This window comes from Amycolatopsis sp. NPDC114478 (assembly GCF_055633805.1).
Genome location: NZ_JBVKDO010000003.1, coordinates 29,680 through 52,605, shown reverse-complemented (window position 1 = coordinate 52,605; position 22,926 = coordinate 29,680). Strand labels below are relative to the sequence as shown.

21 protein-coding genes are annotated in these 22,926 nt (G+C 71.5%); 12 read left to right on the top strand and 9 right to left on the bottom strand.

Annotated elements, in window-relative coordinates; translation table 11 throughout:
- Positions 1-130: 130 nt before the first annotated feature.
- Both ACZ7OH_RS09030 and ACZ7OH_RS09025 read right to left on the bottom strand, forming a co-directional pair.
- A complete protein-coding gene (locus tag ACZ7OH_RS09030; protein WP_470280371.1) occupies positions 131-583 on the bottom strand; it encodes a flavodoxin family protein in 453 nt (150 codons plus the stop codon).
- Positions 583-2,211, bottom strand: coding sequence for a phospho-sugar mutase (locus ACZ7OH_RS09025; protein WP_470280858.1), 1,629 nt, complete (start codon positions 2,209-2,211; stop codon positions 583-585). Before ACZ7OH_RS09025 ends, ACZ7OH_RS09030 begins: the two co-directional genes overlap by 1 nt.
- A gap of 36 nt (positions 2,212-2,247) precedes the next feature.
- On the opposite strand from ACZ7OH_RS09025, the gene ACZ7OH_RS09020 reads away from it, so the two are divergent.
- Entirely contained in the window at positions 2,248-3,414 is a 1,167-nt protein-coding gene (locus tag ACZ7OH_RS09020; RefSeq protein WP_470280370.1) for a glycosyltransferase, read from the top strand.
- Here ACZ7OH_RS09020 and ACZ7OH_RS09015 read toward each other — a convergent pair.
- The 3 genes from ACZ7OH_RS09015 to ACZ7OH_RS09005 are packed head-to-tail and all read right to left on the bottom strand — an operon-like array spanning position 3,401 to position 5,537.
- Positions 3,401-4,180, bottom strand: a complete 780-nt coding sequence (locus ACZ7OH_RS09015; RefSeq protein ID WP_470280369.1) for a purine-nucleoside phosphorylase — start codon at positions 4,178-4,180, stop codon at positions 3,401-3,403. The two genes, ACZ7OH_RS09020 and ACZ7OH_RS09015, sit on opposite strands and share 14 nt — an antisense overlap.
- Positions 4,177-4,599, bottom strand: a complete 423-nt coding sequence (locus ACZ7OH_RS09010; protein ID WP_470280368.1) for an ABA4-like family protein — start codon at positions 4,597-4,599, stop codon at positions 4,177-4,179. Before ACZ7OH_RS09010 ends, ACZ7OH_RS09015 begins: the two co-directional genes overlap by 4 nt.
- The gene (locus ACZ7OH_RS09005) at positions 4,596-5,537 is read right to left on the bottom strand and encodes a hypothetical protein (protein WP_470280367.1); all 942 of its coding nucleotides are present in this window, start codon (positions 5,535-5,537) and stop codon (positions 4,596-4,598) included. The genes ACZ7OH_RS09010 and ACZ7OH_RS09005 overlap by 4 nt, the downstream gene beginning before the upstream one ends.
- Positions 5,538-5,650: 113 nt before the next feature.
- Here ACZ7OH_RS09005 and ACZ7OH_RS09000 point away from each other — a divergent pair, with 113 nt between their 5' ends.
- Positions 5,651-6,283, top strand: coding sequence for a MerR family transcriptional regulator (locus ACZ7OH_RS09000; RefSeq protein WP_400901904.1), 633 nt, complete (start codon positions 5,651-5,653; stop codon positions 6,281-6,283).
- Here the strand turns inward: ACZ7OH_RS09000 and ACZ7OH_RS08995 are convergent.
- Positions 6,280-8,022 (bottom strand): serine/threonine-protein kinase, encoded by a 1,743-nt coding sequence (locus ACZ7OH_RS08995; protein WP_470280857.1) that lies wholly within the window; start codon positions 8,020-8,022, stop codon positions 6,280-6,282. The genes ACZ7OH_RS09000 and ACZ7OH_RS08995 overlap by 4 nt on opposite strands.
- A gap of 123 nt (positions 8,023-8,145) precedes the next feature.
- Between ACZ7OH_RS08995 and ACZ7OH_RS08990 the strand changes: the two genes are divergently transcribed.
- From ACZ7OH_RS08990 to ACZ7OH_RS08970, 5 genes are all read left to right on the top strand, one after another.
- Positions 8,146-9,990, top strand: a complete 1,845-nt coding sequence (locus tag ACZ7OH_RS08990) for a methylmalonyl-CoA mutase family protein (protein ID WP_470280366.1) — start codon at positions 8,146-8,148, stop codon at positions 9,988-9,990.
- On the top strand, positions 9,987-12,155 hold the full coding sequence (scpA, locus tag ACZ7OH_RS08985) for a methylmalonyl-CoA mutase (RefSeq protein ID WP_470280365.1): 2,169 nt from the start codon (positions 9,987-9,989) through the stop codon (positions 12,153-12,155). The genes ACZ7OH_RS08990 and scpA overlap by 4 nt, the downstream gene beginning before the upstream one ends.
- Before the next feature lie 3 nt (positions 12,156-12,158).
- Complete coding sequence (gene meaB / locus ACZ7OH_RS08980; protein ID WP_400900352.1) at positions 12,159-13,154, top strand: methylmalonyl Co-A mutase-associated GTPase MeaB; 996 nt, start codon at positions 12,159-12,161, stop codon at positions 13,152-13,154.
- 49 nt (positions 13,155-13,203) lie between these two features.
- Positions 13,204-13,509, top strand: a complete 306-nt coding sequence (locus ACZ7OH_RS08975; RefSeq protein WP_400900350.1) for a hypothetical protein — start codon at positions 13,204-13,206, stop codon at positions 13,507-13,509.
- Between the two features lie 197 nt (positions 13,510-13,706).
- Positions 13,707-15,008: an amidohydrolase gene (locus ACZ7OH_RS08970; RefSeq protein ID WP_470280364.1), complete on the top strand. Its 1,302-nt coding sequence runs from the start codon at positions 13,707-13,709 to the stop codon at positions 15,006-15,008.
- A 297-nt stretch (positions 15,009-15,305) separates the two neighbouring features.
- Here the strand turns inward: ACZ7OH_RS08970 and ACZ7OH_RS08965 are convergent, their stop codons facing one another.
- Positions 15,306-15,758, bottom strand: coding sequence for a gamma-glutamylcyclotransferase (locus ACZ7OH_RS08965; protein WP_400900347.1), 453 nt, complete (start codon positions 15,756-15,758; stop codon positions 15,306-15,308).
- Between the two features lie 128 nt (positions 15,759-15,886).
- Between ACZ7OH_RS08965 and ACZ7OH_RS08960 the strand changes: the two genes are divergently transcribed.
- From ACZ7OH_RS08960 to ACZ7OH_RS08940, 5 genes are all read left to right on the top strand, one after another.
- Positions 15,887-17,287, top strand: coding sequence for an NAD(P)H-quinone dehydrogenase (locus ACZ7OH_RS08960; RefSeq protein ID WP_470280363.1), 1,401 nt, complete (start codon positions 15,887-15,889; stop codon positions 17,285-17,287).
- A 73-nt stretch (positions 17,288-17,360) separates the two neighbouring features.
- Positions 17,361-17,819, top strand: coding sequence for a hypothetical protein (locus tag ACZ7OH_RS08955; protein ID WP_470280362.1), 459 nt, complete (start codon positions 17,361-17,363; stop codon positions 17,817-17,819).
- A gap of 184 nt (positions 17,820-18,003) precedes the next feature.
- On the top strand, positions 18,004-18,567 hold the full coding sequence (locus ACZ7OH_RS08950) for a hypothetical protein (RefSeq protein ID WP_470280361.1): 564 nt from the start codon (positions 18,004-18,006) through the stop codon (positions 18,565-18,567).
- 85 nt (positions 18,568-18,652) lie between these two features.
- Positions 18,653-19,315 carry a class F sortase gene (locus ACZ7OH_RS08945; RefSeq protein ID WP_470280360.1) on the top strand — a complete coding sequence of 221 codons (663 nt, stop codon included), beginning with the start codon at positions 18,653-18,655 and terminating at the stop codon, positions 19,313-19,315.
- Between the two features lie 88 nt (positions 19,316-19,403).
- Entirely contained in the window at positions 19,404-20,207 is an 804-nt protein-coding gene (locus tag ACZ7OH_RS08940; protein WP_470280359.1) for a VOC family protein, read from the top strand.
- A 292-nt stretch (positions 20,208-20,499) separates the two neighbouring features.
- Here the strand turns inward: ACZ7OH_RS08940 and glpK are convergent, their stop codons facing one another.
- Positions 20,500-22,014 (bottom strand): glycerol kinase GlpK, encoded by a 1,515-nt coding sequence (gene glpK, locus ACZ7OH_RS08935; protein WP_470280358.1) that lies wholly within the window; start codon positions 22,012-22,014, stop codon positions 20,500-20,502.
- A gap of 32 nt (positions 22,015-22,046) precedes the next feature.
- Positions 22,047-22,796 (bottom strand): MIP/aquaporin family protein, encoded by a 750-nt coding sequence (locus ACZ7OH_RS08930; RefSeq protein WP_470280357.1) that lies wholly within the window; start codon positions 22,794-22,796, stop codon positions 22,047-22,049.
- Between the last annotated feature and the right edge of the window lie 130 nt (positions 22,797-22,926).

The following is a 22,926-nucleotide window of genomic DNA, read 5'->3' as shown; positions in this document are numbered from 1 at the left end:
GCGGGTGTAGTACGCTTCAGCTTGCCAAGGTCGAACGCCCTAGCGGCGATCCCTTGGTCACGGCCTGTTGCCGGAGGTCGACCCCCAGGGCTTCCGGTGACAGGCCCCTTACTTTTCAGGACCCCGAGCTTCAGGACATCACCGTGGCGGCCACCGTGCCGCCCAGCTCGGTGCACGCTTCGAGGGTCCGCTTGTCCGGCTCGCCCGTGCTGATCACCGGCTCCGCCACCTTCTCCCAGGCCAAGCCCGTCGTGATGGCCAGCAGCTGGCGTTCGGTTCCCGACGTGTCACTGCCGCCGTGGATCCAGTACCCGAACGGGCGACCTCGCGTCGCGTCCAGGCACGGGTAGTAGACGGTGTCGAAGAAGTGCTTCAGCGCACCGCTCATGCTGCCCAGGTTCGCCGGCGTGCCCAGCAGGTAGCCGTCCGCCTCGAGGACGTCGGGGACGGTCGCCGCGAGCGCCGCGCGGCGGACCACCTCCACGCCCTCGATGTCCGGGTGCGTCGCGCCCGCCAGCACCGCCTCGAACAGCGCCTGCGTCGACGGCGAGGGCGTGTGGTGCACGATCAGCAGCCTGGGCATCAGGCGAGCAGCTCCTCGACGGCCGTCCGCAACGCGCTCAGCCGCGTGTTCGCGGCCTCGCGGGCTTCCGCGAGCGAAGCCGTCACCGGCGCCACGACCTGCAGGTACGCCTTCAGCTTCGGCTCGGTCCCGGACGGGCGGACGACCACGCGCACGCCGTCGCCGGTCAGGCGCAGCACGTCCGCGTCCGGCAGCAGGTCTTCGAGCGTGACGGCGACCCCGCCCAGCTCGGCCGGCGGCGTCTCCCGCACCTTCGCCATCAGCTGCCCGCGGACGGCGAGGTCGGTGACCCGCAAGGAAACCTGGTCGGTGAGGTGGACGCCGTGGCGCTCGGCCAGCTCGTCCAGGACGTCGAGCGGCGTGCGGCCCTGCGCCTTCAGCCGCGCGGTGTAGCCGGCGGCCAGCGTCGCGGCGGCGATGCCGTCCTTGTCCCGGACGAAGCCCGGGTTGACGCACAGGCCGAGTGCTTCTTCGTAGGCGAAGACCAGGCCTTCGCCGGCGCGGACCAGCCACTTGAACCCGGTCAGCGTCTCGGCGTAGCGGGCGCCTTCGGCCTTCGCGATCTCGCCGAGCATCGACGACGACACGATCGTCGTCGCGACCAGCGGGTCCGGCAGCACCGTGCGGTCCACTGTGGACAGGACGTACGAGCCGAGCAGGACGCCGGTTTCGTCGCCGCGCAGCATCCGCCACCCGCCGTCCCGCTCGCGCACGCCCAGCGCGCAGCGGTCGGCGTCCGGGTCGAGCGCGATCGCCAGGTCGGCGTCCACTTCGGACGCCAGCGCCAGCAGCAGGTCGGTCGCCCCCGGCTCCTCCGGGTTCGGGAACGACACGGTCGGGAAGTCCGGGTCCGGCGCGGCCTGGTCGTCCACGAGGTGCAGGTCGGTGAACCCGGCCCGCTCGAACGCGGCGCGCAGCGTGTCGGCGCCGACGCCGTGCAACGCCGTCGCGGCCACGCGCACCGCGCGCTCGGCGCCCATCGGCAGCGTCGCGACCTCGTCGAGGTACCGGTCGAGCAGGTCGACGACCTCGGCGCCGGGCGCCCGCGGCACGCTCACCGCGGCGGGCGCGGCCTGGATGGCCCGCTCGATCTCGCCGTCGGACGGCGGGACGATCTGGCCGCCGGTCGCGTCGTAGAGCTTGTACCCGTTGTCGGCGGGCGGGTTGTGCGACGCGGTGATCTGGATGCCGGCCACCGCGCCGAGGCGTCCGACGGCGAACGCGAGCACCGGCGTCGGCAGCGGCTTCGGGAACACCTTGACGTCGAACCCGGCCGCGGCGAGGACCTCGGCGGCCGCGGTCGCGAAGGCTTCCGAGCCGTGCCGCGCGTCCCGGCCGACGACGACCAGCGCGCCGGCGTGCCCGTGTGCCTTCAGCCACTCCGCGACCCCGGCGGTGGTCCGCGTGACGACGGCGACGTTCATCCCGTTCGGCCCGGCGCGCACCGGCCCGCGCAGTCCCGCGGTGCCGAACTCGAGGGGCCCGGCCATCCGGTCGGCCAGGTCGGCGGCCGCGCCGGCGTCGCCGCCCATCGCCTTGGCGAGGACGTTCTGCAGCTCGGCGCGCGCGTCGTCGTCCGGGTCGTCGGCGATCCAGCGGAAGGCGGCGTCGCGCAAGGTGGAATCCATCGTCACCGCGCCAGCCTACGGGCTAGGGTCGGGGGAGTGCGCTTGCTCTTCACCTCACTAGGGTCCTTCGGTCACACGTTCCCGCTCGTCCCGCTGGCGGTCGCCGCGCGCGACGCGGGCCACGACGTCGTCTTCGCCACCTCGGAAGACTTCCTGCCACAGCTGACGAAAGCCGGCCTGGACACGGCGGCCGCCGGGCTCGCCATCCGCGACGCGTTCGGGCAGGCCTTCGCCGGGTCCGGGCCGCCCGGGCCGCGGCGCCCGCCGGGCGAGATCCCGCCGGAGGTGCTCGGGCCGATCGTCGCGAAGGTGTTCGGCGAGCTCATGCCGAAGCGGTTCGTCGCCGACCTGCTGCCGCTGTTTTCGCGGTTCCGGCCCGACCTCGTCGTCAGCGAGTCCGGCAACTCGGGCGGCGCGTTCGCCGCGATGAAGGCCGGGATCCCGGTGGTGGCGCACGGGTTCGGCCGCGTGTCGAGCGACGACCCGATGGTGACGCGGATCCGCGACGCGATCCGCTCGCACGCTTCGGAACTGGGCATCACCGTTGGGGAGGACCTGGCGTTCGGCGGGCCGTTCATCGACATCTGCCCGGAATCGGTGCAGGAGGCGGGTTTCCTGGCGCGCACGACGCGCGTCCCGCTGCGGCCGGTGGGCTGGAGCGAGCCGGGCGAGCTGCCGGCCGGGGTGCTGGACCGCTCGCGGCCGCTGGTGTACCTGACGCTGGGCACCGCGATGGGCCACGCGGGCGTGCTGGGCGAGGCGATCGCCGGACTGTCCGGTTTGGACGTCGACGTCCTGGTCGCGACGGGCCCGACGGTCGCCCCGGCGGCGCTCGGCGAGGTCCCGGCCAACGTCCGGCTCGAGGCGTGGGTCCCGCAGGCGGCGCTGCTCCCGCACGTCGACCTGGTGGTCCACCACGGCGGCAGCGGCACGACGCTCGGTGCGTTCGGCGCGGGCCTCCCGCAGCTGCTGCTGCCGCAGGGAGCGGACCAGTTCAGCAACGCGGACGCGGTCCTCGCGGCCGGTGTCGGCGACCGCCTCTTGGCCGCCGAGGTCTCCGCCGAAGCGGTGGCCGCGAAAGCCCGTCACCTGCTCACGGACTCCTCGGTCCGCGACGCGGTTCGCACCTTGGCCGGGGAAGTCGCGGCGATGCCATCCCCGGCCGAGGTGGCCGCCCAGCTCCCGGCCCTCAGGCGCGGGTGACCAGCTCGCGCAGCAGGGAACCCATCCGGGTGGCCGCCGCGCGGCCGGCTTCGAGGACTTCCTGGTGGTTCAGCGGCTCGCCCGTCATGCCCGCCGCCAGGTTCGTCACCAGCGACAGCCCGAACACCTCGACGCCGGCCGCGCGGGCCGCGATCGCCTCCAGGACCGTCGACATGCCGACCAGGTCCGCGCCCAGCGTGCGCAGCATGTGGATTTCGGCCGGCGTCTCGAAGTGCGGCCCGGTCAGGCCCGCGTAGACGCCCTCCTCGAGCGACGGGTCGATCTCCTTCGCGATCCCGCGCAGCCGCGCCGAGTACAGGTCCGTCAGGTCGACGAAGTTCGCGCCCACGATCGGCGACCGGGCCGTCAGGTTCAGGTGGTCGGAGATCAGCACCGGCTGGCCGACGTGGAACCCCTCGCGCAGCCCGCCGGCCGCGTTCGTCAGCAGCACCGAGCGGACGCCGGCCGCCGCGGCGGTGCGCACGTTGTGCACCACCCGGTCGACGCCCTTGCCCTCGTAGAAGTGCGTCCGCCCCAGCATCACCAGGACGTTCTTGTCGCCGATCTTCAAGGAACGGATGGTGCCGCCGTGGCCCACCGCGCCGGGCGTGGTGAAGCCGGGGAGCTCGGCGAACGGGATCTCCGTCTCGTACTCCCCGATGACGTCCGCCGCCGGGCGCCAGCCCGATCCCAGGACCACCGCGATGTCGTGCGCGTCCACGCCGGTGCGCTTGGCGATGGCGGCCGCGGCCTCGTGTTCACTCATGCGAGGGAGCGTATCCGGACGGCTCTCACCACGAGGAACACCACCAGGCCGAACGGCGAGAGGAAGATCGTCAGCACCAGGATCGGGCTGACGATCCACGGCGAAATCCCCCGCGCCCGGCCTTCGAAGTACATCCACCGCGCGATGAAGAGGTCGAACGCGATGAGGTGCGCCCAGACGAGCCCGGCGCCCCACGGCGTGCCCAGCAGCGTCTGCAGCACGCCGAGGTCGGGCCGCAGCATCGCCCGCCCCCACTCGCCGAAGTGCGGCAGCACGAGCGCGAAGTAGCAGGCCAGCGGCAACAGCGGCACCCACGGCGACGCCATGACCCGCGGCGTCCACCGCCAGGCCGGCGCCAGGACCATCAGCGCCCAGAACGGCACGGCCAGCGGGAACGCGAGGTCGAAGAAGAGGGTCATCGGACGCGCACCGCGGCCCACGAGCCCAGCCCGACGGCCGCGACGAGCAGCGCGAACGCTCCCAGCGTCGCCGCGTCCGGGTGCACGATCGACTGCGCCCGCAGGGCCTGCCACGTCACCAGTGCCGTCAGCCCGGCGTACCCGGCCGCGCCGATCAGCACGAGCCGCGTGCGGACGACGTCGTCGCGCAGCCGGGCGAACCGCGGGGCCAGCGCCGCGAGCGCGATCGCCAGCAGCGGCAGGAACTGCAGCGCGTGCATCCCGACGAAGTGCGGGATCCGCAGGTCGCCCGCCACCGTGCTCCAGCCGAGGATCGGCAGGCCCGGACCGCCGTCGGCGAGCCCGACGGTGTGCGCGCCGACCATGTCCGGCTTGCCACCGGCCTGCCACCGCGCGAGCTGCTGCGCGGTCGGCACCGTCATCAGGATGCCCAGCGAGATCCCCACGAGCGACAGCGCGGCGCCGGCGCGCACGGCCCAGAAGCTCGCCCGGTCTTCGAGCTTGGTGAACATGACCAGGACGGTCAGCAGGAGCGTGGCGACCCACAGGCCCATGATCATCTTGCCCATGACGTTGTAGATCAAGGCGTCCTGTGGCGTCGCGTTGTTGAAGTGGCTCGCCCGGCCGCGGGCCGCCTGGAAGACCAGCAGGACGTACTCGGCGGCGAAGATCAGGACCAGGAAGTTCGTCAGCCAGGACGCCGTGCGCCGGAACCGCGGCAGCAGCGAGACGAGCCAGCTCCAGGTGGCGAAGTAGAGCGCGCCGGACACCGCGAACTTGAACGGCTTCGCCCAGATCGGGGCGCCGGCCAAGGTCCGCTGGTCGACGAGCAGCGCGGCGACGCACAGCACCGCCACCACCCCCAGGGTGGCGGCCGCGATCGCGGACGGGCGGTGCCACCCGCGCGTTCTGCTCCGGACGTCGGCAAGGATGGTCATGGTTCCTCCCAGAATGGATAGTCAAGCTCTCCGTTATGGGAAGCTAAACTATCCATGCTGAAAAGTCTTCAGGGTTGCCCCGGAGGCGAACCCCGGGATCGGAGCGGATGCGCATGCGGATGGCCGAACTGAGCGCCGAGTCGGGGGTGCCGGTCGCGACCGTCAAGTACTACCTGCGCGAAGGGCTGCTCCCGCCGGGCGAGCGCACCAGCCCCAACCAGGCGCGGTACTCCGCGGCGCACGTCCAGCGCCTCCGGCTGGTCAAGGCGCTCACCGAGGTCGGCGGGCTGCCGTTGGCGTCGGTGGGGGCCGTCCTCGCCGCGATCGACGGCGACGCGACCCCGCACGAGACGATGGGCGTCGTCCAGGACGAGCTGGCCGGGCCGCCGCCGAAGGTGTCCGAAGAAGCCGCCGAGTGGGCGACCGGCCTGCTGCACGGCCTGGCCGACCGCCACGGCTGGAAGTGGCACGGGACGGAGGACCACACGGTCGGCAACCTGATCGCCGCGCTGGCCACGGCGAAGGAGCTGGGGCACGAGAAACTCGCCGACCGCCTCGACGAGTACTTCGCGCTGGCGATGCGCGTCGCGGAGCTGGACGTCGAGGTCGTGACGGGCCTGACGTCGTTCGACAAGATCATCGAGGCCGGCCTGGTCGCGACGGTCCTGGGCGACCGGATCTTCACCGGCCTGCGCCACCTCGCGCAGGAGTCCGTGTCCCGCGAGGTGCTGAACCGGGCGCCCTAGTCGGAGACCTGCAGCGTCTTCGCCACGGGCTCGAAGACGTCGTGCTGGCCCGCGCTCTCCTGCGGGGCCGGCACCGTCACCGACAGGATCCACAGGCTCGTCCCGGCCTGGACCATCTTCATGAACGTCACGAGGGTGCCCCCGCTGCCGTCGCCCTGGGGGAGCGCGCCGTCCTCGGCCAGGCGGTAGGTCAGCGTCTCGGTCTTGTCCGGCTGGGGCCAGGGCCCGTACAGCGCGAACGAGTCGCTCGGGTAGGACTGCCGCAGCCAGGTGACGTAGTCGTCGTAGCCGTCGGTCTTTTCGAAGTACTTCGCCAGCCGCTCCAGGCGCAGCGACCGGCGCCCGTCCGGCGAGACGTACTGCACGACCAGGCTCAGTCCGAACCTGGAGTTGTGCGGGGCGACGAACTTCTGCCAGCCCTGCGGCACGTCGAGGGCGTACTGGCCGCCGTCGTTGGTGATGTAGCTGCCGTTGCCGATCTGGTGGACCAGGGTCGGCGGCGGCACCTCCGTCGGCCCGTTCGACGTGGCCGCCGGCTCGGCGGCCGGGGGCAGCAGCGACTGCCCGCCGACCGTCCTGGCCAGCGCGAACCCGCCGCCCGCGGCCAGCAGGAAGAGCAGGATCGCCACGGCGACGAGCACGGCCGTCGCCCGCGCGGTGCGCCGCCCGGTCCGCGGCGGCGCGACGAACAGCGTCGCCGGCTCCGGCGAGGGCGAAGGTGACGGCATCGGGGAAGGGGACGGCGCCGACGTCGGCGGCCGCAGGAACGGCAGCGGACCGGGGTCCGTGGCGAGCTCGCTGCTCGACTCCTCGGACTTCTTCCCCGCCTTCTCGGGCAGGACGGTCTTGATCACCTGCGTGTCGGTCGCGTCCGGCTGCGCGGACGTCTTCTTCCCGTCCGGGGTGCGGAACAGCTCGGGCCCGAACAGGTCGAGCGGCGTCTTCGTCTGCAGCGGGTAGAGCCGGTACCGGACCTCGCGCAGGGTGATCCGGTCGCCCGGCTCCTTCTTCATCAACGCCGTGATGACGTCGGCCAGCGGCCCGGCCTTCGGCTTGGGCACCTTGCCGTTGACGACCTTGCCGACGGTTTCCAGGGGGTCGCCGTCGGCGTCGTACGGCGGCGCGCCCTCGACCGCGGCGAACAGCGTCGCGCCGAGGCCCCAGAGGTCGGCGGCGGGGACGACCGCGCCGCCGGAGGCGACCTCGGGCGCGATGTAGGCGGGGGAGCCGAGCATGATCCCGGTGCGGGTCATGGTCGCCTCGGAGACGTTGCGGGCGATGCCGAAGTCGGTCAGCTTGATCCGGCCGTCGCTGGCGACCAGGACGTTGCCCGGCTTGACGTCGCGGTGGGTGATGCCGGCGGAGTGCGCGGCCTCCAGTGCCGACGCGACGGCGATGCCGACGGCGGCGGCCTGCTCGACGGTCAGCGGCCCGTGGTCGCGCAGGATGTGCGCCAGGCTGCGCGAGGGCAGCAGCTCCATGACCACGAACGGCTGGTCGTTCTCGCGGGCGACGTCGTGCAGGATGATCACGTTCGGGTGGGACAGCACGGCGATGGCGCGCGCCTCGCGCAGCGTCCGCTCCCGCAGCTCGTCCGCCTGCGACGCCGGGATGCCCGGCGGCACCTTCATCTCCTTGACGGCCACCTGGCGGTGCAGGAACTCGTCGTAGGCCGACCAGACGGTGCCCATCGACCCGGAGCCGAGCACCGAACGCAGCCGGTAGCGACCGGCGACCACTCGTGTCTCTTCGCTGGAGGGGGGCACCCCCTGATTGTGTCGTACCCGAACCACCCCTGACCGCATAGGGGCGCGACTAGAGTCACAGGTCCGACGCGGCCCGTGCCTCTACCATCACTGGGTATGACTGAAGTGGCCGGTCCGGAGTCAGTGCCGATCTCCGAGCTCGACCTCGCGGCCGAGTTCCCCCAGGCGACGCGCGAGCAGTGGCAGGAGCTTGTCGCCGGTGTCCTGCGCAAGAGCGGCAGGCTCCCCGAAGACCCCGCAGACTTCACGGGCGCCCCGGAGAGCAAGCTCGTCACGCGGACCTACGACGGCATCGAGATCCAGCCGCTGTACACGGCCGAGGACGCGCCGGGCGACGCCGGCTTCCCCGGTTTGCCGCCCTACGTGCGCGGCGCGCGGCCGGACGGCCAGGTGAGCACCGGCTGGGACGTCCGGGCCCGGTTCGCCGGCGACGACGCCCGCGCGGTCAACCAGGCGATCCTCGCCGACCTCGAAGGCGGTGTGACGTCGATCTGGCTCGCGGTGCCACCCGCATCGCTGGCCGACGCGCTCAACGAGGTCTACCTCGACCTGGCGCCCGTCGTCCTGGACGCCGGTGCCGACTTCGAAGCCGCCGCCGACGCGTTGTTCGAGCTGTTCGCCGAACGCGAGATCCCGGCGAGCGAGGCCACCGCGGTGCTGGGCGCCGACCCGATCGGGCTCGCGGCGCGCACCGGCTCGCCCGCCGACCTCGGACCGGCTGCCGCGCTCGCCGCGCGTGTCGCCGCGAAGTACCCGAAGGTGCGCACGATCGTCGCCGACGGCCTGCCGTTCCACGAGGCCGGCGGTTCGGACGCGCAGGAGCTGGGCGCGCTCGTCGCCGCCGGTGTCACCTACCTGCGTTCGCTGACGGACGCGGGTCTCGACGTCGAGGCCGCGGCCGGGCAGCTGGAATTCCGGATCGCCGCGACCGCCGACCAGTTCTCGACCATCGCCAAGCTGCGCGCGGCCCGCCGCCTGTGGGCGCGCGTCGCCGAGGTGTGCGGCTTCTCCGCGCCGATGCGCCAGCACGCCGTGACGTCGCCGGCGATGCTGACCCGGCGCGACCCGTGGGTCAACATGCTGCGCACGACGGTCGCCTGCTTCGGCGCGGGCGTCGGCGGCGCGGACGCGGTCACCGTGCTGCCGTTCGACGCGGCGATCGGCAAGCCCGACGCCTTCTCCGCGCGGATCGCCCGCAACACCCACGCGGTGCTGCTGGAGGAGTCCAAGCTGGCGGGCGTGGTCGACCCGGCGGGCGGCTCCTGGTACGTCGAGAAGCTCACCGACGACCTCGCGCACGCGGCCTGGGCCGAGTTCACCGCCATCGAGGGCGCGGGCGGCCTGGCCGACGAACTCGCGTCCGGCGCGCTGGCCGGACGGCTCGCCGAGACGTGGGAGAAGCGGTCCAAGCGGATCGCCACCCGCCGCGACCCGCTCACCGGCGTCAGCGAGTTCCCGAACCTGGCGGAGAAACCGGTGGTCCGGACGCCGCTGGAGTCCCCTGTGGACGGTGGGCTGCCGCGGCACCGGTACGCCGAAGGCTTCGAGACGCTTCGCGACGCTTCGGATGCGTACCTCGCCGAGCACGGCGAACGGCCGAAGATCTTCCTCGCCACGCTGGGCCCGGTCGCCGCGCACACCACGCGAGCCGGCTTCGCCGCCAACCTCTTCCAGGCGGGCGGGCTCGAAGCCGTCAACCCGGGCGCGACCGACGACCTGCCGGGCGCGTTCCGCGCGTCCGGCGCGAAGATCGCCTGCCTCTGCGGCACCGACGACGCCTACGCGGCGCAGGCGGCCGAGGTCGCGAAGTCGCTCGGCGCCGACTACGTACTACTGGCGGGCAAGGGTACCTACGACGGAGTGGACGCCAACGTCTTCGCCGGCTGCGACGCCCTCGACGTCCTGAACGGCCTGCACGCCAAGCTGGGAGTTTCCCGATGAGCATCCCGAACTTCGCCGGTCTCGACCTCGGCACGCCATCGCCGGGCGACCGGGACACCTGGGCCAAGGCCGTCCAGGAAGCCACCGGCAAGGGCCCCGACGCCCTGGCCTGGGAGACGCCCGAAGGCATCGGCGTCAAGCCGGTCTACACCGCCGACGACCTGTCCGATGTGGACTTCCTGAGCACGTACCCCGGGATCGCGCCCTTCCTGCGCGGCCCGTACCCGACCATGTACGTCAACCAGCCCTGGACCATCCGCCAGTACGCCGGGTTCTCCACCGCCGAGGAGTCCAACGCCTTCTACCGGCGCAACCTCGCGGCCGGCCAGAAGGGCCTGTCGGTCGCCTTCGACCTGGCCACCCACCGCGGCTACGACTCCGACCACCCGCGCGTCTCGGGCGACGTCGGCATGGCGGGCGTCGCGATCGACTCGATCTACGACATGCGCCAGCTCTTCGACGGCATCCCGCTCGACAAGATGTCGGTGTCCATGACGATGAACGGCGCCGTGCTGCCGGTGCTCGCGCTGTACGTGGTCGCGGCCGAGGAGCAGGGGGTGAAGCCGGAACAGCTCGCGGGGACCATCCAGAACGACATCCTCAAGGAGTTCATGGTCCGCAACACCTACATCTACCCGCCGCAGCCGTCGATGCGGATCATCTCCGACATCTTCTCCTTCACTTCGCAGCACATGCCGAAGTACAACTCGATCTCCATCTCCGGCTACCACATGCAGGAAGCCGGGGCGACCGCCGACCTCGAGCTGGCGTACACGCTTGCCGACGGTGTCGAGTACCTCCGCTCGGGCGTCGACGCCGGGCTGGGCGTCGACAAGTTCGCGCCGCGGCTGTCGTTCTTCTGGGCGATCGGCATGAACTTCTTCATGGAGGTCGCGAAGCTGCGCGCGGCACGCCTGCTGTGGGCGAAGCTCGTGAAGGGCTTCGACCCTCAGAACTCGAAGTCACTCTCACTGCGTACGCACTCCCAGACGTCCGGCTGGTCGCTGACCGCGCAGGACGTCTACAACAACGTCGTGCGCACCTGCGTCGAGGCGATGGCCGCGACCCAGGGGCACACGCAGTCGCTGCACACCAACGCCCTCGACGAGGCCCTCGCGCTCCCGACAGACTTCTCCGCGCGGATCGCGCGCAACACGCAGCTGCTGCTGCAGCAGGAGTCCGGCACGACGCGCGTGATCGACCCGTGGGGCGGCAGCACCTTCGTCGAGAAGCTGACCTACGACCTCGCGCGCAAGGCGTGGGGCCACATCAGCGAGGTCGAGCAGGCCGGCGGCATGGCCAAGGCGATCGACGCGGGCATCCCCAAGCTGCGCATCGAAGAAGCCGCCGCGCGGACCCAGGCACGGATCGACTCCGGCCGCCAGCCCGTCATCGGCGTCAACAAGTACCAGGTCACGAGCGACGAGGACATCGAAGTCCTCAAGGTCGACAACGCCGGCGTCCGCACGCAGCAGCTGGAAAAGCTGCGGCGGCTGCGGGAAGAGCGCGACGGCCAGGCGACCGAGGACGCGCTGCGGCGGCTCACCGAAGGCGCCGGCAACGGCGGCAACCTCCTGGCACTGGCGATCGACGCGGCCCGCGCGAAGGCCACGGTCGGCGAGATCTCCGACGCGCTGGAGAAGATCTGGGGCCGCCACTCCGGGCAGATCCGGACGATTTCGGGCGTCTACCGCGAAGAGGTGGGTAAGTCGCAGAACGTCGAGAAGGCCCGCGCGCTGGTCGAAGAGTTCGCCGCGGAGGAGGGCCGCCGGCCGCGGATCCTCGTCGCGAAGATGGGCCAGGACGGCCACGACCGCGGCCAGAAGGTGATCGCCACCGGCTTCGCCGACATCGGCTTCGACGTCGACGTCGGCCCGCTGTTCTCCACCCCGGCCGAGGTCGCGCGGCAGGCGATCGAGGCGGACGTGCACGTCGTCGGGGTGTCCTCGTTGGCCGCGGGGCATCTCTCGCTGGTGCCCGCGCTGCGCCACGAGCTCGCCGAGCTGGGCCGCGAGGACATCATGGTCGTCGTCGGCGGGGTCATCCCGCCGCAGGACTACCCGGCGCTGCGCGAGGCCGGCGCGGCCGCGATCTTCGGCCCCGGCACGGTGCTCGCGGACGCCGCCATCGACCTGCTCGGCCAGCTGACGGCGCAGGAGTCCTGACCCTTGCCGCGCAAGATCGACGTCACCGCCTATGCCAAGGGCGTGCTGGCGGGCGACCGCGGGACGCTGTCGAAGGCGATCACGCTGGTCGAGTCGCAGCGGGAGGACCACCGAGCGCTGGCGCAGGAACTGCTGGTCGAGCTGCTGCCGTCGTCGGGCGGCGCGCGGCGCGTCGGGATCACCGGCGTGCCCGGTGTCGGCAAGTCGACATTCATCGACCAGCTGGGCACCGACCTGACCGCGGCCGGGCACCGCGTCGCCGTGCTGGCGGTCGACCCGTCGTCGACGCGCACCGGCGGCTCGATCCTCGGCGACAAGACCCGGATGGCGCGCCTCGCGGTCGACGAACGGGCGTTCATCCGCCCGTCGCCGACGTCCGGGACGCTCGGCGGCGTCGCGCGGGCCACGCGCGAGACGATCGTGCTGATGGAAGCCGCCGGCTACGACACCGTCCTGGTCGAGACCGTCGGGGTGGGACAGTCCGAAGTGACCGTCGCGAACATGGTCGACTGCTTCCTGTTCCTGACGCTCGCGCGCACGGGTGACCAGCTGCAGGGCATCAAGAAGGGTGTGCTGGAGCTCGCCGACGTCATCGCCGTCAACAAGGCCGACGGCGACCACGAACGGGACGCCAAGCGGGCGGCGCGGGAGCTGTCCGGCGCGCTGCGGATGATCTACGGGCCCGAAGCGTCGTGGACGCCGCCGGTGCTCACCTGCAGCGGCCTGCACAACCTGCGGCTGGACGAGGTCTGGGGCGCGATCGAGCGGCACCGCGAGACGCTCACGGCGTCCGGCGAGCTCGACGCGCGCCGCCGGCAGCAGCAGGTCGACTGGACGTGGGCGATGGTGCGCGAACAGCTGCTGAGTCGCCTGGCGGCGCATCCGGACGTGCGAACGGTCGTTCCCGACGTCGAACGGGCGGTGCGGGACGGTGAGCTGACGGCTACCCTCGGTGCTCAGCGGATCCTCGACGCGTTCGGTCCACCGCGTGGGGGCTGACGCGCCGGGCGTTCCGCGGGAGAATGCCTGGTCGAGGCGAAGGGATGACATGGCGAAGCTGCGGGGTCTGGTCCTGGCCGGCGTGCTGGGCGCGGTGCTGTTCACCGCGTCGCCGGCGTACGCCGGACCGGTGCGTTCCCACGACACGGTGGCCGTGGCGGTGGCGCACGCGCCCGCCGCGCCGGTCCTGGCGCAGACCCAGCCGCCCGGCCCGGTCCTCGACCCGGCCCAGACCGACAAGGCGAACAGCGAGAAGACGAAGAACAAGCTGATCGCGGGCGTGGTCGCCGTCGCTTTGCTCGGCATCGTGATCTGGGGCCGGCGGATCCGTTCGAAGAAGGCGAAGAGCTCCTGACGCGTTCGGGTGTGCCGAAGTACTGCACACCGTTCAACGCAGATCCGGTACCGGCCATCTAGGACGGCCGTTTTCGAGGCGCGCGTTGCCGCCTGCATGGTGCACGATCGTCTGCAAATGCGTACGACAGATCGATCGGCACGTTGCGTGACCCCAGCCGCTGCCCGGGTTACCCGTGTTGCGGGAGGAGGTGCGGCGTGACGGTGTTGGACTCACGACCGGACGTTCCAGGCGACCCCCATGGGCGCATCATCAACCCCATGGAGGGGTCCGAGGCGCTCATTTCCGAAGCGGGCGTAAGCATGGCTCCCGTGGAGGACCTTGGTGCGGGCCGCGGCCCGTTCTGGCTCGACGACTGGCTGCGCGCGAACGCGACCGACGTGCTGGCCTGGCGTCGGCACATCCACGCGCACCCGGAGCTGTCGCGCCACGAGTTCGCGACCACGGAACTGGTCGTCACGCTGCTGCGCTCGGTCGGGCTCAAGCCGTGGGTGCTGCCCGGCGGCACCGGCGTCGTCTGCGACATCGGCAGCGGCGAGCGGTGCGTGGCGCTTCGCGCGGACATGGATGCGCTGCCGCTCACCGAGGCGACCGGGCTGCCCTACTCGTCGACCGTCGAGGGCGCGGCCCACATGTGCGGCCACGACGCCCACACGGCGATCCTGCTGGGTGCGGCCCGCGCCTTGGCCGGCGCGCCGGAGCTGCCCGGCCGCGTGCGGCTGGTCTTCCAGCACGCCGAGGAGGTCATGCCCGGCGGCGCGCTGGACATGATCGCGGCCGGCGCGCTGGACGGCGTCGAGCGGATCTACGGCCTGCACGTCGACCCGCGGCTCGAGGTCGGCAAGATCGGCATGCGCGTCGGCGCCCTGACGTCGGCCGCGGACCTGATCGAGCTGCGCCTGACCTCGCCGGGCGGGCACACGTCCCGGCCGCACCTGACGGCCGACCTGGTCCACGCGCTGGGCTCGGTGATCACCGGGCTGCCCGCGCTGCTCTCGCGGCGGGTCGACCCGCGCTCGGGCACGGTCCTGGTCTGGGGCGCGGTCCACGCGGGCCAGGCGGCCAACGCCGTCCCGCAGGACGGCGTCCTGCGCGGCACCCTGCGCACCGCGGACCACGAGGTCTGGACCGCGCTGGAGCCGCTGGTGGCGTCGTCGGTGGAGTCCCTGCTGGCGCCCTTGGGCGTCGGCTTCTCGCTGGACTACCGCCGCGGGGTCCCGCCGGTGGTGTCCGACGCGGACTCGACGGCCCTGATGCGCGCGGGCGCGGAAGCGGCGCTCGGCGAGGGCGCGGTCGCGCCGACGGAGCAGTCCTCCGGCGGCGAGGACTTCGGCTGGTACCTGGAGCACGTCCAGGGCGCTTTCGCCCGATTGGGTGTCTGGCCCGGCGCGCCGGACCCCCAGTCCGACATTCACCGCCCCACGTTCGTCCTCGACGAGCGAGCCCTGCTCTGCGGGGTCCGGACCCTGGTCCACACCGCTTTGACCTCCCTCGCCTGAGCGGAGTTGTCCACAGCTTTTCCCGGTTGTCCACAGGTCGTGAAATGGCCCTTCCCCTGATCGGGGGAGGGCCGTTTTGCGTGTCCGCGATCATGGCGGCAAACTGGACGACGGCCTGGCTCCGGGAGCCCGGTCTACCTGCGCTTTTCCTTGTGCGACAACGTGAATCGGGTTCGCGTGAGGGCGCGGGAAAACGGGCGCGACGGTTCGGGGCCACGTGGTCGCGGGGGTGCTGGTGCGGTCCGGCAGCGGGCCGTGGTAGCGCTCAGGTGGCCGAGTTGTCCACAGGGTGTGGAGTCAGCCGGTGATGCCCGAACAGGGGCGCGTCCGCAGGTCGTCGACGTAGTCGGCGGGCGCACCGGCGGCTTCCGCGGCGTCGGCCAGGACCCCCAGGTAGCGGGCCGAGGGCAGGCCGCCCTCGTAGGCGTCCAGGACGTACAGCCAGGCCAGCGCCGAGCCGTCCATCGTCTGGACCCGCAGCCGGATCTTCGAGTGGATCCCGAGCTCGCCGCCTTCCCAGCGGTCCAGCCCGGTCTCGTCGAGCGGCGTCACGTCGTACAACACGACGAAGACCCGGGAAGCCGGGTCCTCGACGATCGTCGCCAGGGCACCTTCCCAGCCGAGGTCCTCGCCGCCGAAGGTCAGGCGCCACCCCTCCAGCCAGCCGGTGCCGGCCATCGGAGAGTGCGGCGCGCGCTCCAGCATCTGGGCGGGCTCCATGTTCGATCCGTACGCGGCATACAACGGCACGCCCGACAGCGTAGCGACACCTGGCTGACCCGAGTGGACGCACTCGCCGTGTTCGCCCACTTCAGTGTCCGGTCACCTTCGCCGCGTACGGTGAGAGCACCGCACGGACAGCCTTGAGGAGGACCCAGGTGACCAGGATCGTGATCATGGGCGGGGGCCCGGCCGGCTACGAAGCCGCGCTGGTCGCGGCTCAGCACGGAGCCGACGTCACGATCGTCGAGCGGGACGGCCTGGGCGGCGCCTGCGTCCTCTACGACTGCGTTCCTTCGAAGACGTTCATCGCGAGCTCCGGCGCCCTGGCGAAGATGCACGACCTCGGCGAGCTCGGCATCAACACCGACTTGGCCGACACCAGCGTCGACCTCCCGACCGTGCACGGCCGGGTGAAGGGCCTCGCGCTGGCCCAGTCCGCCGACATCCGCGCCCGCGTCCAGCGCGAAGGCGTCCGCGTCGTCATCGGCGAAGCCCGCTTCTGCGACGAAGAGCCCGGCCTCGCGACCCACAAGGTCGCCGTCACGACGTCCGAGGGCACCGAGAAGCTGCCCGCCGACGTCGTCCTGATCGCCACCGGGGCCACCCCGCGCGTCCTGCCCGGCGCGGTGCCCGACGGCGAGCGCATCCTCGACTGGCGTCAGCTCTACGAGCTCCAGGAGCTGCCGGAGCACCTCGCCGTGATCGGCTCGGGCGTCACCGGCGCCGAGTTCGCGTCCGCCTACACCGAAATGGGCGTCAAGGTCACCGTCGTCTCCAGCCGCGACCGCGTCCTCCCGCACGAGGACGCCGACGCCGCCGCGGTGCTCGAGGAGGTCTTCTCGCAGCGCGGCACGACCGTCGCGAAGCAGGCGCGCGCCGACCGCGTCGAGCGCACCGAAAAGGGCGTCGAGATCTTCCTCGCCGACGGCCGCGTGATCGAAGCCAGCCACGCGCTGATGACCGTCGGGTCGGTCCCCAACACCAAGGACATCGGCCTCGACAAGGTCGGCATCTCGCCCGGCCCCGGCGGGTTCATCACCGTCGACCGCGTTTCGCGCACCACCGTGCCCGGGATCTACGCCGCCGGCGACTGCACCGGCGTGCTGATGCTCGCCTCGGTGGCGAGCATGCAGGGCCGCATCGCGATGTGGCACGCGCTGGGCGAGGGCGTCGCGCCGATCAAGCTCAAGACCGTCGCCGCCAACGTCTTCACCCACCCGGAGATCGCGACCGTCGGCATCAGCCAGCACGCGATCGACTCCGGCGAGGTGCCCGCGCGCACCATCATGCTGCCGCTGGCCACCAACGCGCGCGCGAAGATGGAGGGCCTCCGCCGAGGCTTCGTGAAGCTGTTCTGCCGCCCCGCCACCGGCGTGGTCGTCGGTGGTGTCGTCGTGGCGCCGCAGGCGAGCGAGCTCATCCTGCCCATCGCGCTCGCCGTCCAGAACCAGCTCACGGTGGACCACCTGGCCCTGACGTTCTCGGTCTACCCTTCGCTCTCGGGCTCGATCACCGAGGCCGGGCGCCAGCTCATGCGCCACGACGATTTGGATTAGATCAGTAGGCAACCCGTCGCGCCCCGTCGCGTCTTGTCGGTTGTACGGCTGAAGGACGCGAAGGGTGCGATAGGTGCGCAAGACGGTGGTTTTCGTTGTGGCAGCGGTGATCGGGGCGACGTCGCTGGCGGGGCCGGCGATGGCGCAGCAGAGCACGGTCCCCGCGCCGAGCGGCGCTCCGGCCAAGGGCAGCGTCCAGCTCAACGTCAACACCGCGATCAACCAGACGCTCGTGGACAAGTACGTCCGGGACGCGCCGAACGTCGCGCTCGCCAAGTGCGACGGCGCTTCGCCCGCGTTCTCCTCGCCGGCGCTGACGTTCTCCAACTACACGCCGGGCCCGTTCATGGGCGCCGACGCGAACATCAGCGCGGACGCCGCGCTCAAGCCGGGCACCGCGGCCGGGACGTACCCGCTGACCGTCACCTGCGGGAGCCAGACGTACAGCACGCAGTTCACCGTGCCCGCGCCGCAGGTTTCCAAGGTGCCTTCCGGCGCCGCGAAAGCCGGCGACGGCAGCATGGCCGGCTGATTCTTCTAGTGCGGCGAACCGCCCCGGAGCTCGGCTCCGGGGCGGTTTTGTTTTCCGCGGGCGCAACCTGTCGCAGGTAGAGACGTCTTAGGGGATATAGGCAAACGGACAACGCCGAGGCAGGGGGAACTGCGACCGGCGTCCGGAAAACGCCGTGCCGAATCATTCCACAGGGGAGAAAAGAATGAAGAAGACCGTTGTCGTCGCGGGTGCCGCCGCGGCTTTCCTCGTCCTCGCGCCCGGCGCGGCGCTGGCGGCCACGACGCCGACCGCCACGCCGCAGCCCGCTTCGGAGCACGCGGGCGTCCCGAAGGCGTACCTCCGCGTGCTGCCGAAGGTCGCCCGTCCGGGCGGGAAGGTGGAGATCCGCCTCGGCTGCGCCGCCGAGAGCACGGAAGGCCTGACGTCGCCGGCGCTCACCATCAGCTCGCTGCGCCGCACCGGCCCGCAGAACGACCCCGCGACGGCGCCGGCCGCCGTCGCGTCCGCGGTCGTCAAGCAGGTCAAGCCGGGCGTCTACCCGGTGTCGTTCTCCTGCGGCGGCGCGGAGATCAGCGCGAAGTTCACCGTGCTGGGTGCCTCGGCCGCCAAGCAGGTCACCAAGGTGCCGGCGGGCGCGCCGCAGACCGGCGGCACCGACGCCCCTGCCGGCGACTCCAGCACACCGCTCGCGGCCGCGGCCGCCATGGGGGTGCTCGCGGTCGGCGGCGGTGGTCTCGTGCTGGCCAAGCGGGCCCGGCGCCGCTGACCCGGGGAGGGGGAGTGGGGGTAGCGTCCGGGCGACCCCCGATCGGGGTCGCCCGGACGTGTAAACCCGCGGGAAGGGGGAGCACATGACCACGAGGACCACCGGCAGGCGGGGGTACCTGATCGCGCTGATCGTGGCGCTGCTGGCCGCGTTGGTGGTGCTGGCGCTGACGCTCGGCGACGGCCCCGGGCCGTCCACCGCGCAGCCGTCGCCCGCGCGGCCGGTCGCGGTCGACCCGGAGCCCGCGTCCGCTTCCGCCGCCGACGGCGATGCCGACGCCGTCGCCGCGTTGCCGAAGTCCGACCCGGTTTCGATCGACATCCCGAAGATCGCCGCGCACTCGACGCTGGTCCCGCTGGGCGTCAACGCGGACAACACGATCCAGGTGCCGCCGGTGACCACCCCGCTGCAGGCGGGCTGGTACACGTACGCGCCGACGCCCGGCGAGGTCGGCCCGGCCGTCGTCCTCGGCCACGTCGACGGCAACCACCAGAAGGGCATCTTCTACCGGCTCAAGGAGCTGACCGCGGGCGACCGCGTCTCGATCGCGCGCAAGGACGGCACGACCGCGCTGTTCGAGGTGACGAAGGTGCACCAGGTGCCGAAGCAGGAGTTCGAAAAGGAGGGTGTCTACGACGACACCCCCGGTCCCGAGCTGCGGCTGATCACCTGCGGCGGTGTCTTCGACCGCGGCGCGCACAACTACGTCGACAACATCGTGGTGTACGCCCACCTCATCGGGCGTTGAGAGTCCTTCGGCCCTGGTTTTGTCGGTGGTGGGTGCCAGACTGTGTCGGCCGTCACCCGAGGCGGCGCGGACGAGGGTTGGAGCAGAGATGTTGTTCCGGGACGAGCGGTGGCCAGACGGCACGCCCAGCTGGGTGGACCTGATGGTGCCCGACCAAGCGAAAGCGGTGGCGTTCTACAGCGGGCTGTTCGGCTGGGACGTGCAGACGGGCGGTGAGGAGACCGGCTTCTACGGCATGGCGCAGCTGCGCGGCCGGCCGGTCGCCGGCATCGGCCAGATCCCGCCGGGGCAGGAGATGCCTCCGGTGTGGACGACGTACCTGTCGGTGTCCGACGTGGACAAGACCGCGGCGGCGATCACCGAAGCGGGTGGCCAGCTCGTGATGCCGGTGATGGAAGTGATGAAGGAAGGCCGGATGGCGGTGGCAGCCGACCCGGCGGGCGCGGTGTTCGGGCTGTGGGAACCTGGCCACCACCTGGGCACCCAGGTCACGGCGGCCCCGGGCACGCTGGCGTGGAACGAGTGCATGAGCCGCGACTACCCGGCGGCGAAGGCGTTCTACGAGCAGGTGTTCGGCTACGGCTTCCAGGACCTGTCGAACGACGACTTCACGTACGCGGTGCTGCTGATCGACGGCCGCCCGGTCGGAGGCTTGGGCGCGCTGCCGGACTCGGTACCGGCGGAGGTGCCGTCGAACTGGTCGACGTACTTCTCGGTGGCGGACGCGGACGCGAGCGCGGCTCGCGTGACCGAGCTGGGCGGGCGCGTGCTGGACCAGCCGTTCGATTCGCCGTACGGGCGGCAGGTGCGGGTGATGGACGACCAGGGGGTGCCGTTCTTGGTCATCGCGCCGAATGAGCAGTCCGGGAAGCCGGAGGGCTGGGAGGACTGAGGAGGTTCGGGCCGGTTGGGGAGGGCCGGCCGGGAGGGGGAGGGCTGGGCCGGGCTGTTGGTGAGGGTCGGCTGATTGCGCGGCGCTCTCGGTCGCTCGCCCGCCGAGCCGCCGCCGCGCTCCCGCGCCGGCTATCTCGCCCGGCGCGGTCGCCGGCTGCTTGCTGCGCGGGCGGGCCCAGTGCGTGACCGCGCAGGCCGGGCTGCGCGCGTTCCGACCAGCGCCGCCCACCTGCGTGGCCTCCGCCGAACCAGCGGGCCGGAAGCGCTCAGCGCCCCCGGCCCGCTCGCCTTCAGTCCTCGTCCTCCACCCAGTCGAACGTCTTCGTCACCGCCTTCTTCCAGTTGCGGTACTCGCGCTCGCGGCGGGCGTCGTCCATCGACGGGTCCCACTGCTTGTCCTGGGCCCAGTTGGTGCGGATGTCGTCCTCCGACTTCCAGAACCCGACCGCCAGACCCGCCGCGTACGCCGCGCCCAGGGCCGTTGTCTCGTTCACCACCGGGCGGATCACCGGGACGCCCAGGATGTCGGCCTGGAACTGCATCAGCAGCTCGTTGACCACCATGCCGCCGTCCACCTTCAGGGACTTCAGCGGGACACCCGAGTCGGCGTTCATCGCGTCGATCACCTCGCGGGACTGGAACGCCGTCGCCTCCAGGACCGCGCGGGCCAGGTGCCCCTTGTTCACGAACCGGGTGAGCCCGACGATCGCGCCGCGGGCGTCGGACCGCCAGTAAGGAGCGAACAGACCCGAGAACGCCGGGACGAAGTACGCGCCGCCGTTGTCCTCGACGCTGCGCGCGTGGTCCTCGATCTCGGCCGCCGTCGTGATCATGCCCAGGTTGTCGCGCAGCCACTGCACCAGCGAACCGGTCACCGCGATGGAACCCTCCAGCGCGTACACCGTGTCGTTCGAGCCGATCTTGTAACAGACCGTCGTGAGCAGCCCGTTCTGCGACATCACCTTCTCGGTGCCCGTGTTGAGCAGCATGAAGTTGCCGGTGCCGTAGGTGTTCTTGGCCTCGCCGGGCGAAAGGCAGGCCTGGCCGAACGTCGCGGCCTGCTGGTCGCCCAGGATGCCCGCGATCGGGACGCCGGCCAGCGCGCCCTTCTCGCGGACCTTGCCGTACTCCTCGGACGACGACCGGATCTCCGGCAGCATCGACAGCGGAATGCCCATCTCGCCGGCGATGCCCTCGTCCCACTGCAGGGTGTCGAGGTCCATCAGCATCGTGCGCGACGCGTTCGTCGGGTCGGTGACGTGCACGCCGCCGTCGGCGCCGCCCGTCATGTTCCACAGCACCCAGGTGTCCATGTTGCCGAAGATCAAGTCACCGGCTTCGGCCTTCTCGCGCGCGCCGTCGACGTTGTCGAGGATCCACTTGATCTTCGGCCCCGAGAAGTACGTCGCGAGCGGCAGGCCGACCTTTTCGCGGTAGCGCTCCTGGCCGCCGCCGAGGTTGCCGAGCTCCGTGACGATCCGGTCGGTGCGCGTGTCCTGCCAGACGATCGCGTTGTACACCGGCTTGCCGGTGTTCTTGTCCCAGACGAGCGCGGTCTCGCGCTGGTTGGTGATGCCGACGGCCGCGATGTCCTTGGCGGTCAGGTCGGCCTTGGCGAGCGCGCCGGCGGCGACCCGGCGCGTGTTCTCCCAGATCTCCTCGGCGTTGTGCTCGACCCAGCCCGCCTTCGGGAAGATCTGCTCGTGCTCGCGCTGGTCGACCGAGACCACGCGGCCCTCGTGGTTGAAGATCATGCACCGGGTCGAGGTGGTGCCCTGGTCGATCGCGGCTACGTACGAAGTCATGTGTGCTCCAGGAATTCTTTTCGGACGGGCGATCACTTCAGGTTGTGGACGAGGAGGTAGACCAGCGAGGCGAGCGCGCCACCGGCCAGCGGGCCGACGACCGGGATCCACGAGTAGCCCCAGTTGGCGTTCGCCTTGTTCTTGATCGGCAGCAGGAACGCGTACGCGATGCGCGGACCGAGGTCGCGCGCCGGGTTGATGGCGTAGCCCGTCGGCCCGCCGAGGGAGGTGCCGATGACCAACACCACGAACGAGACACCCGCGTAGCCCAGCGCGGAGTTGCCGAAGTTCGGCGTCCCGCCGTCGCCGGCGGCGTAGGTCGGGCTGAGCAGGATCCAGGCGACCAGCACGAAGGTGCCGATGATCTCGGTGACGAGGTTCCAAGCGACGTTCGGGATCTGCGGTGCGGTGGAAAAGATGCCGAGCGTGTTCTCGGGCTCGGGGTGGTCGTCGAACTGCAGCTTGTACGCAGCCCAGCACAGCACCGCACCGATGATGGCGCCGGCGAACTGGCCGATGAAGTAGAAAGGTACGTCGGCCCATTTGGTCTTGTCGGCGATCGCGAGACCCAGCGTGACCGCCGGATTGAGGTGCGCCTTGCTCGGGGCGGCGATGCTGGCGCCGGTGAAGACGGCGAACGCCCAGCCGAAGTTGATGAACAGGAAGCCTGCTTGGTGCCCGTTGTTCTTGCGGAGCACGTGGTTGGCGACCACACCGTTGCCGAGCAGGATCAGCGCGGCCGTTCCCAGTAGTTCCCAGACGATTATTGCTCCAGCACTCACCGCTGCACCTCCACACTGGACACTCTGCGCAGGGTCGATCACGGCGTGCCACGGCACCGTTGCCGACCCACGTTCGCGCGACGTTACCGGGGCGTAGAAGCGGATTCCAAGCACCGGCTAGCCGAATCTT